We start from the raw sequence: 15,517 nt of genomic DNA, 5'->3' as shown, positions 1-15,517 counted from the left end.
GCCCGGCTCGTGGCCGGCCCAGGCGCGCTGCGCCGCCGCCGCGTCGAACCGTGGGCCGCCGGTCGGCGTCGGCGGGGGCTCCTTCTCGGCCGCGGCATGGCGCGGGGGCACCGCGAGGCGGAGCACGTCGGAGCGGGTGCCGGCGTACCGCTCCGCCACGGCCGCCGTCAGGGCCGCGACGGAGGGACGTAGGACCGGCTCCGGGCTGACGACCCGGCGCAGCGGACTGAGGCGGCCGGGGTGCTCGGAGCGAGCCGCCCGCGCGACGACGTAGCCGTCGACGTCCTGGCCGGCGAAGCGCACCTTGACGCGGACCCCCGGCCGGGCCGCCTCGGCCATCGCCGCCGGGACGGCGTAGTCGAAGGGCCGGTCGAGGTGGGCCAACGGCAGGTCGACGAGCACCTGGGCGACCGGGTCGACGGCGCTGAGCTCGGCCTCGGCGGCCTTGCGAGCCCGGGTGGCCCGGGCCTTGGCCCGGCCCTCGGCGACCTTGTCGCGGACGAGCCCGGGCAGCTCCAGCGCGGGCTCGTCCGACGGGGTCATGCCCGCAGTTGTATCAGCGGGCGCGGACGCTCAGAGACCGGCGGCCGCCTTGAGCGCCTCGGCTCGGTCGGTCCGCTCCCAGGTGAACTCCGGCAGCTCGCGCCCGAAGTGACCGTAGGCCGCCGTCTTGGCGTAGATGGGGCGCAGCAGGTCGAGGTCGCGGATGATCGCGGCCGGGCGCAGGTCGAAGACCTCCAGCACGGCGGCCTGGATCTTCTCGACCGGAACCGTCTCGGTGCCGAAGGTCTCGATGAACACGCCCACCGGGTGCGCCTTGCCGATCGCGTAGGCGACCTGCGCCTCGCAGCGCCGGGCCAGGCCGGCGGCGACGACGTTCTTGGCCACCCACCGCATGGCGTAGGCGGCCGAGCGGTCGACCTTGGACGGGTCCTTGCCCGAGAACGCGCCACCACCGTGGCGGGCCATGCCGCCGTAGGTGTCGACGATGATCTTGCGGCCGGTCAGGCCGGCGTCGCCCATCGGTCCGCCGATGACGAAGCGGCCGGTCGGGTTGATGTAGAGCTTGTAGCCCTCCGACGGCACGCTGTCCTTGAACTGCTCCAGCACCGGGTCGATGACGTGCTTCTTGATGTCCGGCTGCAGGGTCGACTCGAGGTCGACGTCCTCGGCGTGCTGGGTGGACAGCACGACGGCGTCGATGCGGACCGGGCGGTTGTTCTCGTCGTACTCGATCGTGACCTGGGTCTTGCCGTCGGGGCGCAGGTAGGCGAGGGTGCCGTTCTTGCGGACCTCGGTCAGCCGCTCGGCCAGCGTCTGGGCGATCTTGATGGGGAGCGGGAACAGCTCCGGGGTGTCGTCGCAGGCGTAGCCGAACATCAGGCCCTGGTCGCCGGCGCCCTGCCGGTCGAGCGCGTCGATCGAGTGGTCGACCCGCTCCTCGAAGGCGTCGTCGACGCCCTGCGCGATGTCGGGAGACTGCGCGCCGATGGCCACCTGCACGCCGCAGGAGTTGCCGTCGAAGCCCTTGTCGGAGGAGTCGTAGCCGATCTCCAGCACCTTCTGCCGCACGAGCTGCGCGACCGGCGCGTAGGCCTCGGTGGTGACCTCGCCCGCGACCACGACCAGGCCGGTGGTGAGCAGCGTCTCCACGGCGACCCGGCTCGACGGGTCGTGCGCGAGGAGGTAGTCCAGCACCGTGTCGCTGATCTGGTCGGCGATCTTGTCCGGGTGGCCCTCGGTCACCGACTCCGAGGTGAAGAGACGTCCGGTCACAATCCAACTCCCGTTCTCATGTAGCGAGCCGCAGGTGCAGCACGCCAACCGTAGGTGACGCCGTCCGCGGTGCGGCCGGCGTCTCTGTCATTGGTCAGGTCGACATCCGGGCCGCGACCTCGTCCCAGATCACGTGCGCCAGGACGCGCTTGGCCGCGGTGGGCACCTCGCGCGAGGTGCCGTCGCTGCCGAGGATCACTGCCTGGTTCTCGGTGCTGCCGAACACGGCTCCCCCGCTGACGTCGTTGACGACCAGGAGGTCGCACCCCTTGCGCGCCAGCTTGGCCCGTGCGAGGTCGAGCACGCTTCCCGTGGCGTCACCGGTCTCCGCCGCGAAGCCGACGATCACGCTCGCGGCACGCGGCCGACCGGTGCTGAGCTCGTGGAGGATGTCGGGGTTCTGGACCAGCCCGAGGCTCGGGGCGGACCCGTCGGCGGCCTTCTTGATCTTGTCCTCGCTCACCTCCGCCGGCCGGAAGTCGGCGGGAGCGGCGGCCATCACGACCGCGTCGGCGTCCTTGGCCGCCGTCAGCACGGCCTCACGCAGCTGTCCGGTCGTCTCGACCCGGACCACGGTCACGCCGGCGGGGTCGGGCAGCGACACGTTGGCCGCGACCAGCGTGACGTCGGCGCCGCGGGCGGCCGCTGCCCGGGCGATGGCGTAGCCCTGCAGCCCGGAGGAGCGGTTGCCGAGGAAGCGGACCGGGTCCAGGTACTCCCGCGTGCCGCCGGCGCTGACGACGACCCGTCGGCCCTGCAGGTCCAGCGCGTCCGCGACAGTGCCACGGGCCAGCACGTCGACGCAGAGCTCGAAGATCTCCGTCGGCTCGGGCAGCCGGCCCTTGCCGGTGTCCGCGCCAGTGAGCCGCCCCTCGGCCGGCTCGATGACGATCGCGCCCCGCGCGCGCAGCGTCGCCACGTTGGCCTGGGTGGCGGGGTGCTCCCACATCTCGGTGTGCATCGCCGGGGCGAACACGACCGGGCAGCGCGCCGTGAGCAGCGTGTTGGTGAGCAGGTCGTCGGCCAGGCCGTGCGCGGCGCGGGCGAGCGTGTTCGCGGTCGCGGGTGCGACCACCACCAGGTCCGCCTGCTGGCCGATCCGCACATGCGGGACGTCGGTGATGTTCTCGAACACCTCGGTCGCGACCTGCTTGCCCGACAGCGCCTCCCACGTGGGCGCGCCGACGAACTCGAGCGCGGAGGCGGTCGGCACGACGGTGACGTCGTGGCCGGACTCGGTGAACCGCCGCAGCAGCTCGGCCGCCTTGTAGGCGGCGATGCCGCCGGCGACCCCCAGAACGACCGCCGGCCGCTCCCCCGCGGGGGAAGCGGCCGTCAGGTCGGTGCTGTCGCTCAGCGCGCGCTCACTCGGCCGCGGCGAACGGGTCCGCGGCGGCAGCCGCCTTCGTGGCGGCCTCCTCGGCGGCCAGCTCGGCCGGGTCGACGTCCTCGCAGGTCAGCAGGTCGTCGTTGATCTCGCGCAGCGCGATCGAGAGCGGCTTCTCCTGCACGTGGGTCTCGACCAGCGGGCCGACGTACTCCAGCAGGCCCTCGCCGAGCTGGGAGTAGTAGGCGTTGATCTGTCGGGCGCGCTTGGCGCTGTAGAGGACCAGCTTGTACTTGCTGTCGGTCTTGGACAACAGGTCGTCGATCGAGGGGTTGGTCACGCCCTGGGCGTCGATCTCGGGGGCAGCCACGCTGATATGCCTCACTCAGTCCGGAAGGTTGCTCGGCCCTGGTTGGGCGTCGAGCGTCATCAAGGCTACCAACTCTTCGGCGGCGGCATGAACTTCGTGGTTGACGATGGTGACGTCGAACTCCGCCTCGGCCGCCAGCTCGACCCGCGCGGTCTCCAGCCGCCGCTCGCGCTCCTCGGCCGTCTCGGTGCCGCGGCCGACCAGCCGGCGCACCAGCTCCTCCCACGACGGCGGGGAGAGGAAGACGAACAGCGCCTCCGGCATCGTACGTCGCACCTGCCGCGCGCCCTGGAGGTCGATCTCGAGCAGGGCCGGCCGGCCGGCTGCCAGGGCGGCCTCGACCGGCTTGCGCGGCGTGCCGTAGCGAGCGGCCTTGTGGACGACCGCCCACTCCAGCAGCTCATCCTCGGCGACCATCCGGTCGAACTCCTCGTCGGAGACGAACCAGTAGTGGACCCCGTCGACCTCGCCGGGCCGCGGGGGGCGCGTCGTGGCGGAGACGGAGTACCAGACCTCGGGGTGGTGCGTGCGCAGATCGGCCGCCACCGTGCCCTTGCCGACGGCCGTCGGGCCAGCGAGGACGACCAGGCGGCTGGGCGCGGACGCTGCGGCGGCTGGGGCGGCTGCGGCGTCAGTCACGCCCGGCGAACTCCTGGTTGAGCGCGGCGACCTGCTTGGCGCCCAGGCCTCGGACCCGGCGGCTCTCAGCGATGCCGAGCCGCTCCATCACCTGCCGCGCGCGGACCTTGCCCAGGCCCGGCATCGACTGCAGCAGGTCGACGACCTTCATCTTGCCGATGACCTCGTTGACCTGCCCCTCGGCGATCACCTCGGCGATGGAGCCTCCCGAGTTCTTCAGGCGGTTCTTCACCTCGGCCCGCTCACGGCGGGAGGCGGCGGCCTTGGCGAGCGCCGCCTGGCGCTGTTCGGGCGTGAGCGGGGGCAGTGCCACGGGCTGGTCCTTCGTCAAGCGGTCTCGGGTCGCGGGCCGGTCCGAGCGGTCCGGGTCGACCCGGGGTGGACGTTCGAGAGAACGATCGGGTCAACAATTGGCTCAACATAGCCGTCGCCCCACGACGCGGCAATCGGGGGTCGTCAGAGGGCGAGCGGCGTGTGGCAGACGTCGCGAGCCTGCTGCTCGACCGCGGCCAGCGCCGCCCGGGTGCCCTCGCCGCCCACCTCGGCCGCGGCCGCGTCGATGCGGCTCTGCTCCTGGGCGGTGACGCCCGCGGGCGGTGCCTCCCGGTCGTAGGTCGCCGGGTCCGCGCCGGCCTCCTCCACCGCCTGCTCCAGGTCCCCGAGCGCGTCGACGAGCACCTGCCAGTCGTCGGCGATGTCGTCGGGCGCCTGCTCCTGCAGGTCGCGGAAGATCGGCAGCGCCCGCAGCAGGGCCGCCGGACCGCCCTGCCCGAGGATCTCCCCGAGCGACTCCTGGTGCTCGGAGACCGCGTCGCAGTAGGCCTCCCGCGGGTCGGTCGAGCAGCCGGCTGTCACGACCGCGAGAAGCAGCACCACCCACGTCGCGCGCTGCGTCGCGCTCACCGACACACCTCCGGTGCCTTGGCAGGAAAAGTGGAGACTTCTGCCACGGCCGCGCGCCGACGGCTGGCGGAAGTCTCCACTTCCCGCAGGGTCAACGCAGCTCGTCGTTGGTGCGCAGCGCGGCGTCGCGCAGCGCCTCGACCGAAGGACCATGACGCAGCAAGCCACGTGAGGAGCTCGGCAGCACCGGCAGGTCGCCGAAGATTCGCTTGATGTCGGCGACGGTGCCGCCCTGCTCGCCGAAGCCGGGAGCGAGGATGGGGCCGTTGAAGGCGAGGTCGTGGTCGCGCTCGGAGTCAGCCGCCGAGCCGATCGTCGCGCCGACGACAGCACCGAAGGAGCCCAGTGGTGCCGCCTCGCCGTTGAGGTTGCGCAGGTGGGTGAGCATCCGCGCGGCAACGGTCTCGCCGGTGTCCACCGTGGCGCGCTGCACCTCGGGGCCCTCCTTGTTGGAGGTCAGGCCCAGCACGAACAGTCCCGCGCCATAGCGGGCCGCCGTGTCGACGAACGGGTCGAGCGAGCCGAAGCCGAGGTACGGCGACACGGTGATCGCATCGCACGCCAGGGGGCTGACGGGGTCGAGGTAGGCGTCGGCGTAGGCCTGGCTCGTGGAGCCGATGTCGCCGCGCTTCACGTCGAGCAGGACCAGCGCGCCCGCCTCACGGCTCTCCGCGATGACCCGCTCGAGGACCGCGATCCCGCGCGACCCGAACCGCTCGTAGAAGGCGCTCTGCGGCTTGACGACCGAGACGTACGGCGCCAGGCCCTCGACGGCCGTGAACGCGAACGTCTCCAGGCCGGCGACGGAGTCCTCCAGCCCCCACTCCAGCAGCAGCGAGGCGTGCGGGTCGATGCCCGCGCACAAGGGGCCGCGCTCGACGACCGCGGCGTGCAGACGCTCTCCGAAGGTCATGTCGGCATCCTCCCACTCATCCTGTCCGAGGCGGGTCCGCCCGGCGTGTCGTAGCCGGTCACGCCGGGCGGATGCCCCTGGCGACGCGGGCCGGCCACGCCGGGCCCTCGTAGATGAACGCGGTGTAGGCCTGCACGAGGTCGGCGCCGGCGTCGAGGCGCTCCTGCGCGTCGGCGACCGTGGAGATGCCACCGACGCCGATCAGCGTGAGGTCGTCACCGACTCTGGCACGGAGCAGCCGCAGGACCGCCAGCGAGCGCTCCCGCAGCGGCCGGCCCGAGAGGCCGCCGGGACCGATGGCGTCGAGCTCGTGCGGGTGGGCCCGCAGGTCCTCGCGGGCGATCGTGGTGTTGGTGGCGATGATGCCGTCGAGCCCGATGGCCAGCGCCATGTCGGCGACCGCCAGGACGTCCTCGTCGGCGAGGTCGGGCGCGATCTTGACCAGCAGCGGCACCCGGTGGTGCGCGTGCGCGTCCGCCGTACGCCGGACGTGGCGCAGCAGCGGCTCCAGCTTCTCGACCGACTGCAGGCTGCGCAGCCCCGGCGTGTTCGGGGAGCTGACGTTGACGACCAGGTAGTCGGCGTACGGCGCCATCAGGCGCGTGCTCTTGGCGTAGTCCGCCTCCACCGCCGCCTGGTCGTCCTCGGGCACGACCTTCGTCTTGCCGATGTTGACGCCCAGGATCGTGCGGGGCCGGCCGGTGGGCTTGTGCTGCTCGGCCCGGGTCACCCGCAGGTAGCGCTGGCGCAGCCGGTTGGCGACCACGTCGGCGCCGTCGTTGTTGAACCCCATCCGGTTGATCACCGCGCGGTCGGACGGCAGCCGGAACAGCCGCGGGGTCGGGTTGCCCGGCTGCGGCTCCCCGGTGACCGTCCCGATCTCGACGTGCCCGAAGCCGAGACCCGCCAGCGCGTCGACGCCGAGCGCGTTCTTGTCGAAGCCGGCGGCCAGCCCGAGCGCGTTCGGGAAGGTCAGGCCGAGCGCCTCGACCGGCGCGCCCGGGGCCGGCCGGCGGGCGAGCACCGGCTTCGCCACCCGGATCGCCCGGAAGGCGTTGTGGTGCGCCTCCTCGGGGTCGGTCCTGGTCAGGAAGGTGTCGAAGAGGAACCGGTAGGGGCGACCCATCAGGCCGAGCTCCCGGCCGCCCCTGCCGACCACTCCTGCAGGGAGCGGACCCCGATCTCGCCGCTGCGCAGCGCCGCGATGCCCTGTACTGCGGCGGCGAGCCCCTGCACCGTGGTGATGCACGGCGTCCCGCTGAGCACCGCCGCCGACCGGATCTCGTAGCCGTCGACGCGCGCGCCGCTCGCCGAGCCGTTCGGGGTGTTGACGATGAGGTCGAGCTCCCCGTCGAGGATCATCTGGACGCTGGTCTTCTCCCCCGCCTCGCCGGGGCCCTCGAACTGCTTGCGGACGACGGTGGCCTGGATGCCGTTGCGCCGCAGCACCTCGGCGGTGCCCTCGGTGGCGACGATCTCGAAGCCGTAGTCAGCCAGCACCCGGGCCGGGAAGATCATCGTGCGCTTGTCGCGGTTGGCGATCGAGATGAAGACCTTGCCCGTGGTGGGAAGCGGGCCGTAGGCACCGGCCTGCGCCTTGCTGAACGCGGTGCCGAAGTCGGCGTCGAAGCCCATCACCTCACCGGTCGACTTCATCTCCGGGCCCAGCACGGTGTCGACGAACTGGCCCTCCTTGGTGCGGAACCGGTTGAAGGGCAGCACCGCTTCCTTGACCGCGATGGGGGCGTCGGCGGGCAGCATGCCGCCGTCCCCCTCGGCCGGCAGCACGCCGGCGGCGCGCAGCTCGGCGATGGACTCGCCCATCATCAGCCGCGCCGCCGCCTTGGCCAACGAGGTGCCGGTCGCCTTGGAGACGAACGGCACGGTGCGCGAGGCCCGGGGGTTGGCCTCCAGGACGTAGAGCACGTCGGAGCCCAGCGCGAACTGGATGTTGATCAGGCCCCGCACGCCGACGCCCCTCGCGATCGCCTCGGTGGCCTCCCGGATGCGGGTGATCTCCTCGGCGCCCAGGGTGATCGGCGGCAGCGCGCAGGAGGAGTCGCCGGAGTGGATGCCGGCCTCCTCGATGTGCTCCATGACGCCGCCGAGGAACAGCTCGGTGCCGTCGTACAGCGCGTCGACGTCGATCTCGACCGCGTCGTCGACGAACCGGTCCACGAGCACCGGCCGGTCCGGGCTGATCTCGGTGGCGGCGGTGATGTAGGACTCGAGCTGGTCGTCGCTGTAGACGATCTGCATGCCGCGCCCGCCCAGGACGTACGACGGCCGCACCAGCACCGGGTAGCCGATCTCCTGGGCGATCTTCTGGGCGTCGTCGAAGGAGACCGCCGTGCCGTGCTTGGGGGCGGTCAGCCCGGCCTCGGCCAGCACGCGCCCGAACGCACCGCGCTCCTCGGCGAGCTCGATGGCGGCCGGGGAGGTGCCGACGATCGGGACCCCGGCGTCCTCCAGGCCCTGCGCGAGGCCCAGCGGCGTCTGGCCGCCGAGGGTGGCGATGACGCCGGCGATCGGGCCGGCCGCCTTCTCCGCCTCGTAGATCTCCAGCACGTCCTCGAGGGTGAGCGGCTCGAAGTAGAGCCGGTCGGAGGTGTCGTAGTCGGTGGAGACCGTCTCGGGGTTGCAGTTGACCATGATGGTGTCGTAGCCGGCCGCGCTCAGCGCGAGCGAGGCGTGCACGCAGGAGTAGTCGAACTCGATGCCCTGCCCGATCCGGTTGGGGCCGGACCCCAGGATCAGCACCGCGGGCCGCTCGCGGGGCGCGACCTCGGTCTCCTCGTCGTAGGAGGAGTAGTGGTACGGCGTCTTCGCGGCGAACTCGGCCGCGCAGGTGTCCACCGTCTTGTAGACCGGGCGGACGCCGAGGTCGTACCGCAGCTGGCGGACCTCCACCTCGCTCACCCCGCGGATGCCGGCGATCTGGGCGTCGGACAGCCCGTGCCGCTTCGCGAGCCGCAGGGTGGGCGCGTCGAGCTTCTCGGCCTCGCCGACGGCGGTCGCGACCTCGTGGATGAGGAAGAGCTGGTCGACGTACCAGGGGTCGATCCTGGTCGCCTCGAAGATCTCCTCGGCGGTGGCCCCGGCGCGGATGGCCTGCATCAGCTTCTGGAGCCGGCCGTCGTGCGGCACCGTGGCCTGCTGCAGCAGCTCCTCCTTCTCGGCGAGGCCGCCGGGCGCGCCGGTCCAGTGGAACGGCGCGCTCTTGTTCTCCAGCGACCGCAGCGCCTTGTTGAGGGCCTCGGTGAAGTTGCGGCCGATCGCCATCGCCTCGCCGACCGACTTCATGTGCGTGGTCAGCGTCGGGTCCGCGGTCGGGAACTTCTCGAACGCGAACCGCGGCACCTTCACCACGACGTAGTCGAGCGTGGGCTCGAACGCGGCGGCGGTGGATCCCTGCGGGCCGGCGGTGATGTCGTTGGCGATCTCGTCCAGCGTGTAGCCGACGGCGACCTTGGCGGCGATCTTGGCGATCGGGTAGCCGGTGGCCTTCGAGGCGAGCGCGGAGGACCGCGACACGCGGGGGTTCATCTCGATGACGATGACACGGCCGTCTGCGGGGTTGACGGCGTACTGGATGTTGCAGCCGCCGGTGTCGACGCCGACCTCGCGGATGATGCCGATCGCCAGGTCGCGCAGGTGCTGGTACTCACGGTCGGTGAGCGTCATCGCCGGCGCGACGGTGATCGAGTCGCCGGTGTGGACGCCGACCGGGTCGAAGTTCTCGATCGAGCAGATGATGACGACGTTGTCGGCCTTGTCGCGCATCACCTCCAGCTCGTACTCCTTCCACCCGAGGATCGACTCCTCGATGAGGACCTCGGTGGTCGGGGAGGCGGACAGGCCGGCGCCCGCGATGCGGTGCAGGTCCGACTCGTCGTACGCGATGCCGGAGCCCAGCCCGCCCATGGTGAAGGAGGGGCGGACGACGACCGGGAACCCGAGCTCGCCGACGGCCTTCTCGACCTCGTCCATCGAGTGGCAGATGAACGAGCGGGCGACCTCGCCCCCGACCTTGCGGACGATGTCGTTGAACAGCTCCCGGTTCTCGCCGCGGTGGATCGCCTCGAAGGACGCGCCGATCATCTCGACGCCGTACTTCTCCAGCACGCCGTTCTCGTGCAGGGCGGTCGCGGTGTTCAGCGCCGTCTGGCCGCCCAGCGTCGGGAGGATCGCGTCGGGGCGCTCCTTGGCGATGACCTTCTCGACGAACTCGGGGGTGATCGGCTCGACGTAGGTCGCGTCGGCGAACTCCGGGTCGGTCATGATCGTGGCCGGGTTGGAGTTCACCAGGATCACCCGCAGGCCCTCGGCCTTGAGGATGCGACAGGCCTGGGTGCCGGAGTAGTCGAACTCGCAGGCCTGCCCGATGACGATGGGGCCCGAGCCGATCACCAGGACCGACTTGATGTCTTCACGCTTCGGCATCAGCCGTTGTTCCTTTCCGCTGCCGGCGAGGACGTCTCCAGCAGGTCGATGAACCGGTCGAAGAGGTACGCCGCGTCGTGCGGGCCGGCGGCCGCCTCGGGGTGGTACTGGACCGAGAAGCCCTTGAGCGCTCCGTCGGCGTCGCGCAGCTCGAGGCCCTCGACGCAGTCGTCGTTGAGGTTGACGTGGCTCACCGCCGCGGCGCCGTACGGCGTCTGCACGACCTCGCCGATGGGCGCGTCGACCGCGAAGCCGTGGTTGTGCGCGGTGACCTCCACCTTGCCCGTCGTCAGGTCCTGCACCGGCTGGTTGATGCCGCGGTGGCCGTACTTCAGCTTGTAGGTGCCGAAGCCGAGCGCACGCCCGAAGAGCTGGTTGCCGAAGCAGATGCCGAAGTACGGCAGGTCCCGCTCCAGCGCCTGCTGCAGCAGCACGATCTGGTCGGTGGTGGCCGCCGGGTCGCCGGGACCGTTGGAGTAGAAGAGTCCGTCGGGCTGGACCGCCAGGACGTCCTCCAGCGTGCTCGTGGCGGGCAGCACGTGGACCTCCACCCCGCGCTCGCTCATGCGGTACGGCGTCATGTCCTTGATGCCGAGGTCGAGCGCCGCGACCGTGAACCGCTTCTCCCCCTGGGCCGGGATCACGTAGGCCTCGGCCGTGGAGACCTCCGAGGACAGCTCGGAGCCGGCCATCTCGGCGCTCGCGCGGACCTTCGCCAGCAGCGCCTCCGGGTCGGTCGACCGCGTCGAGATGCCGACGCGCATCGCGCCGCGGTCGCGCAGGTGGCGGGTGAGGGCGCGGGTGTCGACGCCGGAGATGCCGACGACGCCCTGCGCCTTCAGCTCCTCGTCGAGCGTGCGCTGCGAGCGCCAGTTGCTCGGGACCCGGGCGGGGTCGCGCACGACGTACCCGGCCACCCAGATCCTCGTGGACTCGGGATCCTCGTCGTTCATGCCGGTGTTGCCGATGTGCGGCGCGGTCATGACGACCACCTGGCGGTGGTAGGACGGGTCGGTGAGCGTCTCCTGGTAGCCGGTCATCGCGGTGGCGAAGACGGCCTCGCCGAAGGTCTCCCCCTCCGCGCCGAACGACTCGCCCCGGAAGGTGCGGCCGTCCTCGAGGACGAGTAGGGCGTCGGTCATGCCAGTGCTCCTTCCAGGACGGTCGGGCGGCCACGCAGCAGCGTGGCGACGACCCGACCGGTCAGCTTGCGGTCGTGCCAGGGGTTGTTGCGGCTCAGGGAGACCGAGGCGTCGCGGTCGACGACCACCTGCGCGGCCGGATCGACCAGCGTCAGGTTCGCGGGCGAGCCGACGCTCAGGTCGCGACCGTGTCCCGCGTCGCCGTCGAGCCCGGCGATGCGGGCAGGGTTGCTGCTCATCACCCGGGCCACGCCGGCCCAGTCGAGCAGGCCGCTGTCCACCATCACCGTGGTCACCACGCTCAGCGCGGTCTCCAGCCCGAGCATTCCGAATGCGGCGTCGACGAAGGCGTGTTCCTTGTCATGCCGCGCGTGCGGGGCGTGGTCGGTCGCGACGGCGTCGATGGTCCCGTCGGCCAGCGCCCGGCGCAGCGCCTCGACGTCCTCGGCCGGGCGCAGCGGCGGGTTGACCTTGTACGTCGGGTCGTACCCGGCCAGCAGGTCGGTCGTGAGCAGGAGGTGGTGCGGCGTCACCTCGGCGGTGACGTCGATGCCCTGGGCCTTGGCCCAGCGGATCACCTCGACCGAGCCGGCGGTGGAGACGTGCGCGACGTGGACACGGGAGCCGGTGTGGCGCGCGAGCATGACGTCGCGGGCGACGACGACCTCCTCCGCGACGCCGGGCCAGCCCGGCAGTCCGAGCCGGCCGGACAGCTCGCCCTCGTGGCAGCAGGCGCTCGGACCGGCCAGCGCCGGGTCCTGGCTGTGCTGGCTCACGACGCCGCCGAGCGCCTTGACGTACTCCAGCGCCCGGCGCATGACGCGGGCGTCGTGGACGCACTTCCCGTCGTCGGAGAAGACCCGGACCTTCGCCTTCGAGCGGGCCATCAGGCCCAGCTCCGCGAGCTCCTCGCCGGCCAGGCCCTTGGTCACGGCGCCGACCGGCTGCACGTCGACCAGCCCGGCCTCCCGGCCGAGCTCCCAGACCCGGATCGCCGCCTCGGCCGTGTCGGTGACCGGGGTGGTGTTCGCCATCGCCAGCACGGCGGTGTACCCGCCGACCGCGGCCGCCTGTGAGCCGGTCAGCACGGTCTCGGCGTCCTCGCGGCCCGGCTCGCGCAGGTGGGTGTGGAGGTCGACGAGACCCGGCAGCAGGACGAGGCCGTCGGCGTCGATGGTGGTCTCGGCGGTGGTCGAGACCGACCCGATCTCGCGGATCACCCCGTCCTCGATGTACACGTCGGCGCGCTTCTTCCCGAGCAGCGACGCCCCCTTGATGAGGACCATCATTCCTCCCCGGCCAGCAGGTGGTAGAGCACGGACATCCGGACGGCGACGCCGGCCGAGACCTGGTCGAGCACCAGGCTGGCGACCGCGTCGGCTGCTTCCGGCGAGATCTCCAGGCCACGGTTCATCGGGCCTGGGTGCAGGATCGGCGTGTCCGGCTCGAGCCGGGCGAGCCGGTCGCGGGTCAGGCCGTAGCCGACGGCGTACTCCCGCGCGCTCGGGAAGTAGCCGCCGCTCATCCGCTCGCGCTGGACGCGCAGCATCATCACGGCGTCCACGCGACCGTTGGCGCCGGCGAGCACCGCGTCGAGGTCGTACGACGTCGCGAACCCGGCCTCCTTCGACCAGCCGGCGACCCCGCTCGGCATCAGCGTGGGCGGCGCGACAACGGTGACCGAGGCGCCGAGCTTGGCCAGGCTCTTGACGTTGCTGCGGAAGACCCGGCTGTGGGTGAGGTCGCCGACGATCGCGACGTGTCGGCCCTCCAGCGACCCGAGCCGGCGCTGCAGCGTGTAGGCGTCGAGCAGGGCCTGCGTCGGATGCTCGTGCATCCCGTCGCCGGCGTTGACCACCGGGACCGCCCCGCGGGACTCGTGGAGCCATTGCGCGACCTGGGCCGGCGCGCCCGAGGCCGGGTGGCGGATCACCAGGCCGTCGACCCCCATCGCCGTCACCGTCAGCACGGTGTCGCGCAGGCTCTCGCCCTTGCTGGCGCTGGACCCCTTGGCCGAGAGGTTGATGACGTCGGCCGAGAGCCACTTGCCGGCGATCTCGAAGCTGGAGCGGGTCCGGGTGGAGTCCTCGAAGAAGAGGTTGATGACGGTCCGGCCGCGCAGCGCGGGCAGCTTCTTGACCTCGCGGCGCTGCACGTCGTGCATCTCGGCCGCCGTCTCGAAGATCGCGCCGATCTCCTCGGCCGTCACGTCGTCGATGCTCAGCAGGTGCCTCATGCGATGCGCACCTCGTCGGTGCCGTCGGTCTCGGCCAGCCGCACCGCGACCCGCTCGGTGCGGGCGGTCGGCAGGTTCTTGCCGACGTGGTCGGCCCGGATCGGCAGCTCGCGGTGGCCGCGGTCGACGAGCACGGCCAGCCGTACGACGGCGGGGCGGCCCAGGTCCGAGATCGCGTCGAGCGCCGCGCGGATCGTGCGGCCGCTGTAGAGCACGTCGTCGACCAGGACGACCGTCTTGCCGTCGATCGCGGCCGGCACCTCGGTGCGGTGCGGCGTCCGGGTCGGGTGGCTGCGCAGGTCGTCGCGGTACATCGTCACGTCGAGCGAACCCACCGCCACGCGGCTGCCCTCGACCGACTCGATCCGGTCCGCGAGGCGGCGGGCCAGCGGGACACCGCGGGTGTGGAGGCCGAGCAGCAGCAGGCCCTCGGCGCCGCGGTTCTTCTCGAGCAGCTCGTGGGAGATGCGGGTCAGCGCCCGCGCGATGTCGTCGGCGTCGAGGACCACACGGCCCTCGGTCATCGGCTCGTCGGGGCCAGCCGGGATCTGGGTAGGCATCAGCCTGCCGGACCTCCTTCTCCGCCTCACAGGACGGCTCCTTAAAGGATGTCGAACGGCCCTCACCCTACCGGGTCGCCGGCTCAGAGCCGAACCGGCGCCCGGTCCTCGGATGGTGTGTCAGCCCCGGCTGAAGGCGATCGTGTACGCGCCGTCCCGTGTGGAGAGCTCGAACACCACGGGCCCCGCCGTACCGGTGAGCACCTCGCCGAGCCCCTGGTCGTCGCGCGCCACCTCGTGCGACGGCGCCAGGGCCGCCTCGTAGGCCGCCAGGACCTCGTCGGCCGTCGCCTCGGTCGCGTAGTCGACGGTCTCGATCGAGCCGTCCAAGGTCGAGGACGTCTGGCACAGCGTCGCCCCTGTCGGCGCCGCGGGCCAGTCGTCCGGGAGCAGCGTCAGCGAGCCCAGGTCGGGGGCGCCGATGGCCACCGGGAACGCGTCGGTGCACGCCTCCGGCACACCGCTGCCGACCTGGTCGAGCGCCACGTCGGGCTCCTGCCCGGCGGAGCTGTCGCTGGCATCGACGCTCGGGGTGTCGTCACCGCACGCTGCCAGCGGCAGCGCGGTGAGGAGGAGTCCGGCGAGCGCGGCGGTCCTGCGGAACGGGGGTCGGGACATGGGAGATCCTTCCTGGATCCGAGAGATGGAGGGGCGGAGTCACCGTGCCGTCGTGTCGGTGCCGGCCGGGGGCTCCTCGGCCGGCGTGCCGAACAGCTCGTCGAGCGTGCTGGGCTCCTCGGCGGGCGGCGTCGGGCGCTCTCCGGTCATGGGCGGTCCTTCCTCGTTCGTGCAAGGTGACGGAAGGAAGCCTGGCTGCCGGTGCTTACGTCCGGCTTGCGTCCGGCCTGCGTCGTACGCAAGCCCCTCGATCAGGCGCCTCGATCATGCCCCGGGATCAGACGCTCCGGCCTTCCCACAGCCGCGCCCCCTGCTCGGCGACCAGCTGGGCGGCCCGCTCGAGCTCCGCGGCCGGGTCCTGGCCGAGCTCCCGGAGGGCCCGGGCCCGGAGCAGGTGCAGCTCGGGGAGCTGGAACCGCTCGCCGGTGCGCTCGGCCTCGGCGAGCGCCTGGTCGACGGTCGCGAGCGCCGCCTCGGCCCGGCCGTCCCGCAGCCGTACGTCGGCCAGCAGGCTCAGCATGAACGGGCCGAACATGTGGCCCTCGGGCAGTGAGCCGAAGACCGCGAGCGCCGTCTCGAGCAGCTGCTCG

General features: G+C 72.2%; 16 protein-coding genes. All 16 read right to left on the bottom strand.

What is annotated here, in order from left to right:
* A partial coding sequence (locus VGE38_RS04795) for a primosomal protein N' family DNA-binding protein (RefSeq protein WP_524538541.1) occupies positions 1-543 on the bottom strand: 543 nt, incomplete at its 3' end.
* 30 nt (positions 544-573) lie between these two features.
* Positions 574-1,776 carry a methionine adenosyltransferase gene (gene metK / locus VGE38_RS04790; RefSeq protein WP_331141392.1) on the bottom strand — a complete coding sequence of 401 codons (1,203 nt, stop codon included), beginning with the start codon at positions 1,774-1,776 and terminating at the stop codon, positions 574-576.
* A gap of 94 nt (positions 1,777-1,870) precedes the next feature.
* Positions 1,871-3,115, bottom strand: coding sequence for a bifunctional phosphopantothenoylcysteine decarboxylase/phosphopantothenate--cysteine ligase CoaBC (gene coaBC, locus VGE38_RS04785; protein WP_331141393.1), 1,245 nt, complete (start codon positions 3,113-3,115; stop codon positions 1,871-1,873).
* Positions 3,116-3,140: 25 nt separating this feature from the next.
* Positions 3,141-3,473: a DNA-directed RNA polymerase subunit omega gene (gene rpoZ / locus VGE38_RS04780; RefSeq protein ID WP_331141391.1), complete on the bottom strand. Its 333-nt coding sequence runs from the start codon at positions 3,471-3,473 to the stop codon at positions 3,141-3,143.
* A gap of 15 nt (positions 3,474-3,488) precedes the next feature.
* Positions 3,489-4,112: a guanylate kinase gene (gene gmk, locus VGE38_RS04775; RefSeq protein WP_331141390.1), complete on the bottom strand. Its 624-nt coding sequence runs from the start codon at positions 4,110-4,112 to the stop codon at positions 3,489-3,491.
* Complete coding sequence (mihF, locus tag VGE38_RS04770; protein ID WP_331141389.1) at positions 4,105-4,425, bottom strand: integration host factor, actinobacterial type; 321 nt, start codon at positions 4,423-4,425, stop codon at positions 4,105-4,107. The genes gmk and mihF overlap by 8 nt, the downstream gene beginning before the upstream one ends.
* Positions 4,426-4,568: 143 nt before the next feature.
* On the bottom strand, positions 4,569-5,015 hold the full coding sequence (locus VGE38_RS04765; RefSeq protein ID WP_331141388.1) for a hypothetical protein: 447 nt from the start codon (positions 5,013-5,015) through the stop codon (positions 4,569-4,571).
* A gap of 91 nt (positions 5,016-5,106) precedes the next feature.
* On the bottom strand, positions 5,107-5,928 hold the full coding sequence (pyrF, locus tag VGE38_RS04760; protein WP_331141387.1) for an orotidine-5'-phosphate decarboxylase: 822 nt from the start codon (positions 5,926-5,928) through the stop codon (positions 5,107-5,109).
* Between the two features lie 58 nt (positions 5,929-5,986).
* Positions 5,987-7,054 carry a quinone-dependent dihydroorotate dehydrogenase gene (locus tag VGE38_RS04755; protein WP_331141386.1) on the bottom strand — a complete coding sequence of 356 codons (1,068 nt, stop codon included), beginning with the start codon at positions 7,052-7,054 and terminating at the stop codon, positions 5,987-5,989.
* The gene (gene carB, locus VGE38_RS04750) at positions 7,054-10,371 is read right to left on the bottom strand and encodes a carbamoyl-phosphate synthase large subunit (protein WP_331141385.1); all 3,318 of its coding nucleotides are present in this window, start codon (positions 10,369-10,371) and stop codon (positions 7,054-7,056) included. The genes VGE38_RS04755 and carB overlap by 1 nt, the downstream gene beginning before the upstream one ends.
* The gene (gene carA, locus VGE38_RS04745) at positions 10,371-11,513 is read right to left on the bottom strand and encodes a glutamine-hydrolyzing carbamoyl-phosphate synthase small subunit (RefSeq protein ID WP_331141384.1); all 1,143 of its coding nucleotides are present in this window, start codon (positions 11,511-11,513) and stop codon (positions 10,371-10,373) included. The genes carB and carA overlap by 1 nt, the downstream gene beginning before the upstream one ends.
* Positions 11,510-12,802, bottom strand: a complete 1,293-nt coding sequence (locus VGE38_RS04740) for a dihydroorotase (RefSeq protein WP_331141383.1) — start codon at positions 12,800-12,802, stop codon at positions 11,510-11,512. Before VGE38_RS04740 ends, carA begins: the two co-directional genes overlap by 4 nt.
* Positions 12,799-13,749, bottom strand: a complete 951-nt coding sequence (locus VGE38_RS04735; protein ID WP_331141382.1) for an aspartate carbamoyltransferase catalytic subunit — start codon at positions 13,747-13,749, stop codon at positions 12,799-12,801. The genes VGE38_RS04740 and VGE38_RS04735 overlap by 4 nt, the downstream gene beginning before the upstream one ends.
* Complete coding sequence (gene pyrR / locus VGE38_RS04730; RefSeq protein WP_331141381.1) at positions 13,746-14,309, bottom strand: bifunctional pyr operon transcriptional regulator/uracil phosphoribosyltransferase PyrR; 564 nt, start codon at positions 14,307-14,309, stop codon at positions 13,746-13,748. Before pyrR ends, VGE38_RS04735 begins: the two co-directional genes overlap by 4 nt.
* 120 nt (positions 14,310-14,429) lie before the next feature.
* Positions 14,430-14,927 carry a hypothetical protein gene (locus VGE38_RS04725; protein ID WP_331141380.1) on the bottom strand — a complete coding sequence of 166 codons (498 nt, stop codon included), beginning with the start codon at positions 14,925-14,927 and terminating at the stop codon, positions 14,430-14,432.
* A 277-nt stretch (positions 14,928-15,204) separates the two neighbouring features.
* On the bottom strand, positions 15,205-15,517 hold a 313-nt coding region (locus VGE38_RS04720; protein WP_331141379.1), incomplete at its 5' end, for a hypothetical protein.

This window comes from Nocardioides sp., assembly GCF_036405735.1.
Lineage (GTDB): Bacteria > Actinomycetota > Actinomycetes > Propionibacteriales > Nocardioidaceae > Nocardioides.
Note: the sequence above shows the minus strand (reverse complement) of the source record. Positions and strands in the feature narration are given on the sequence as shown.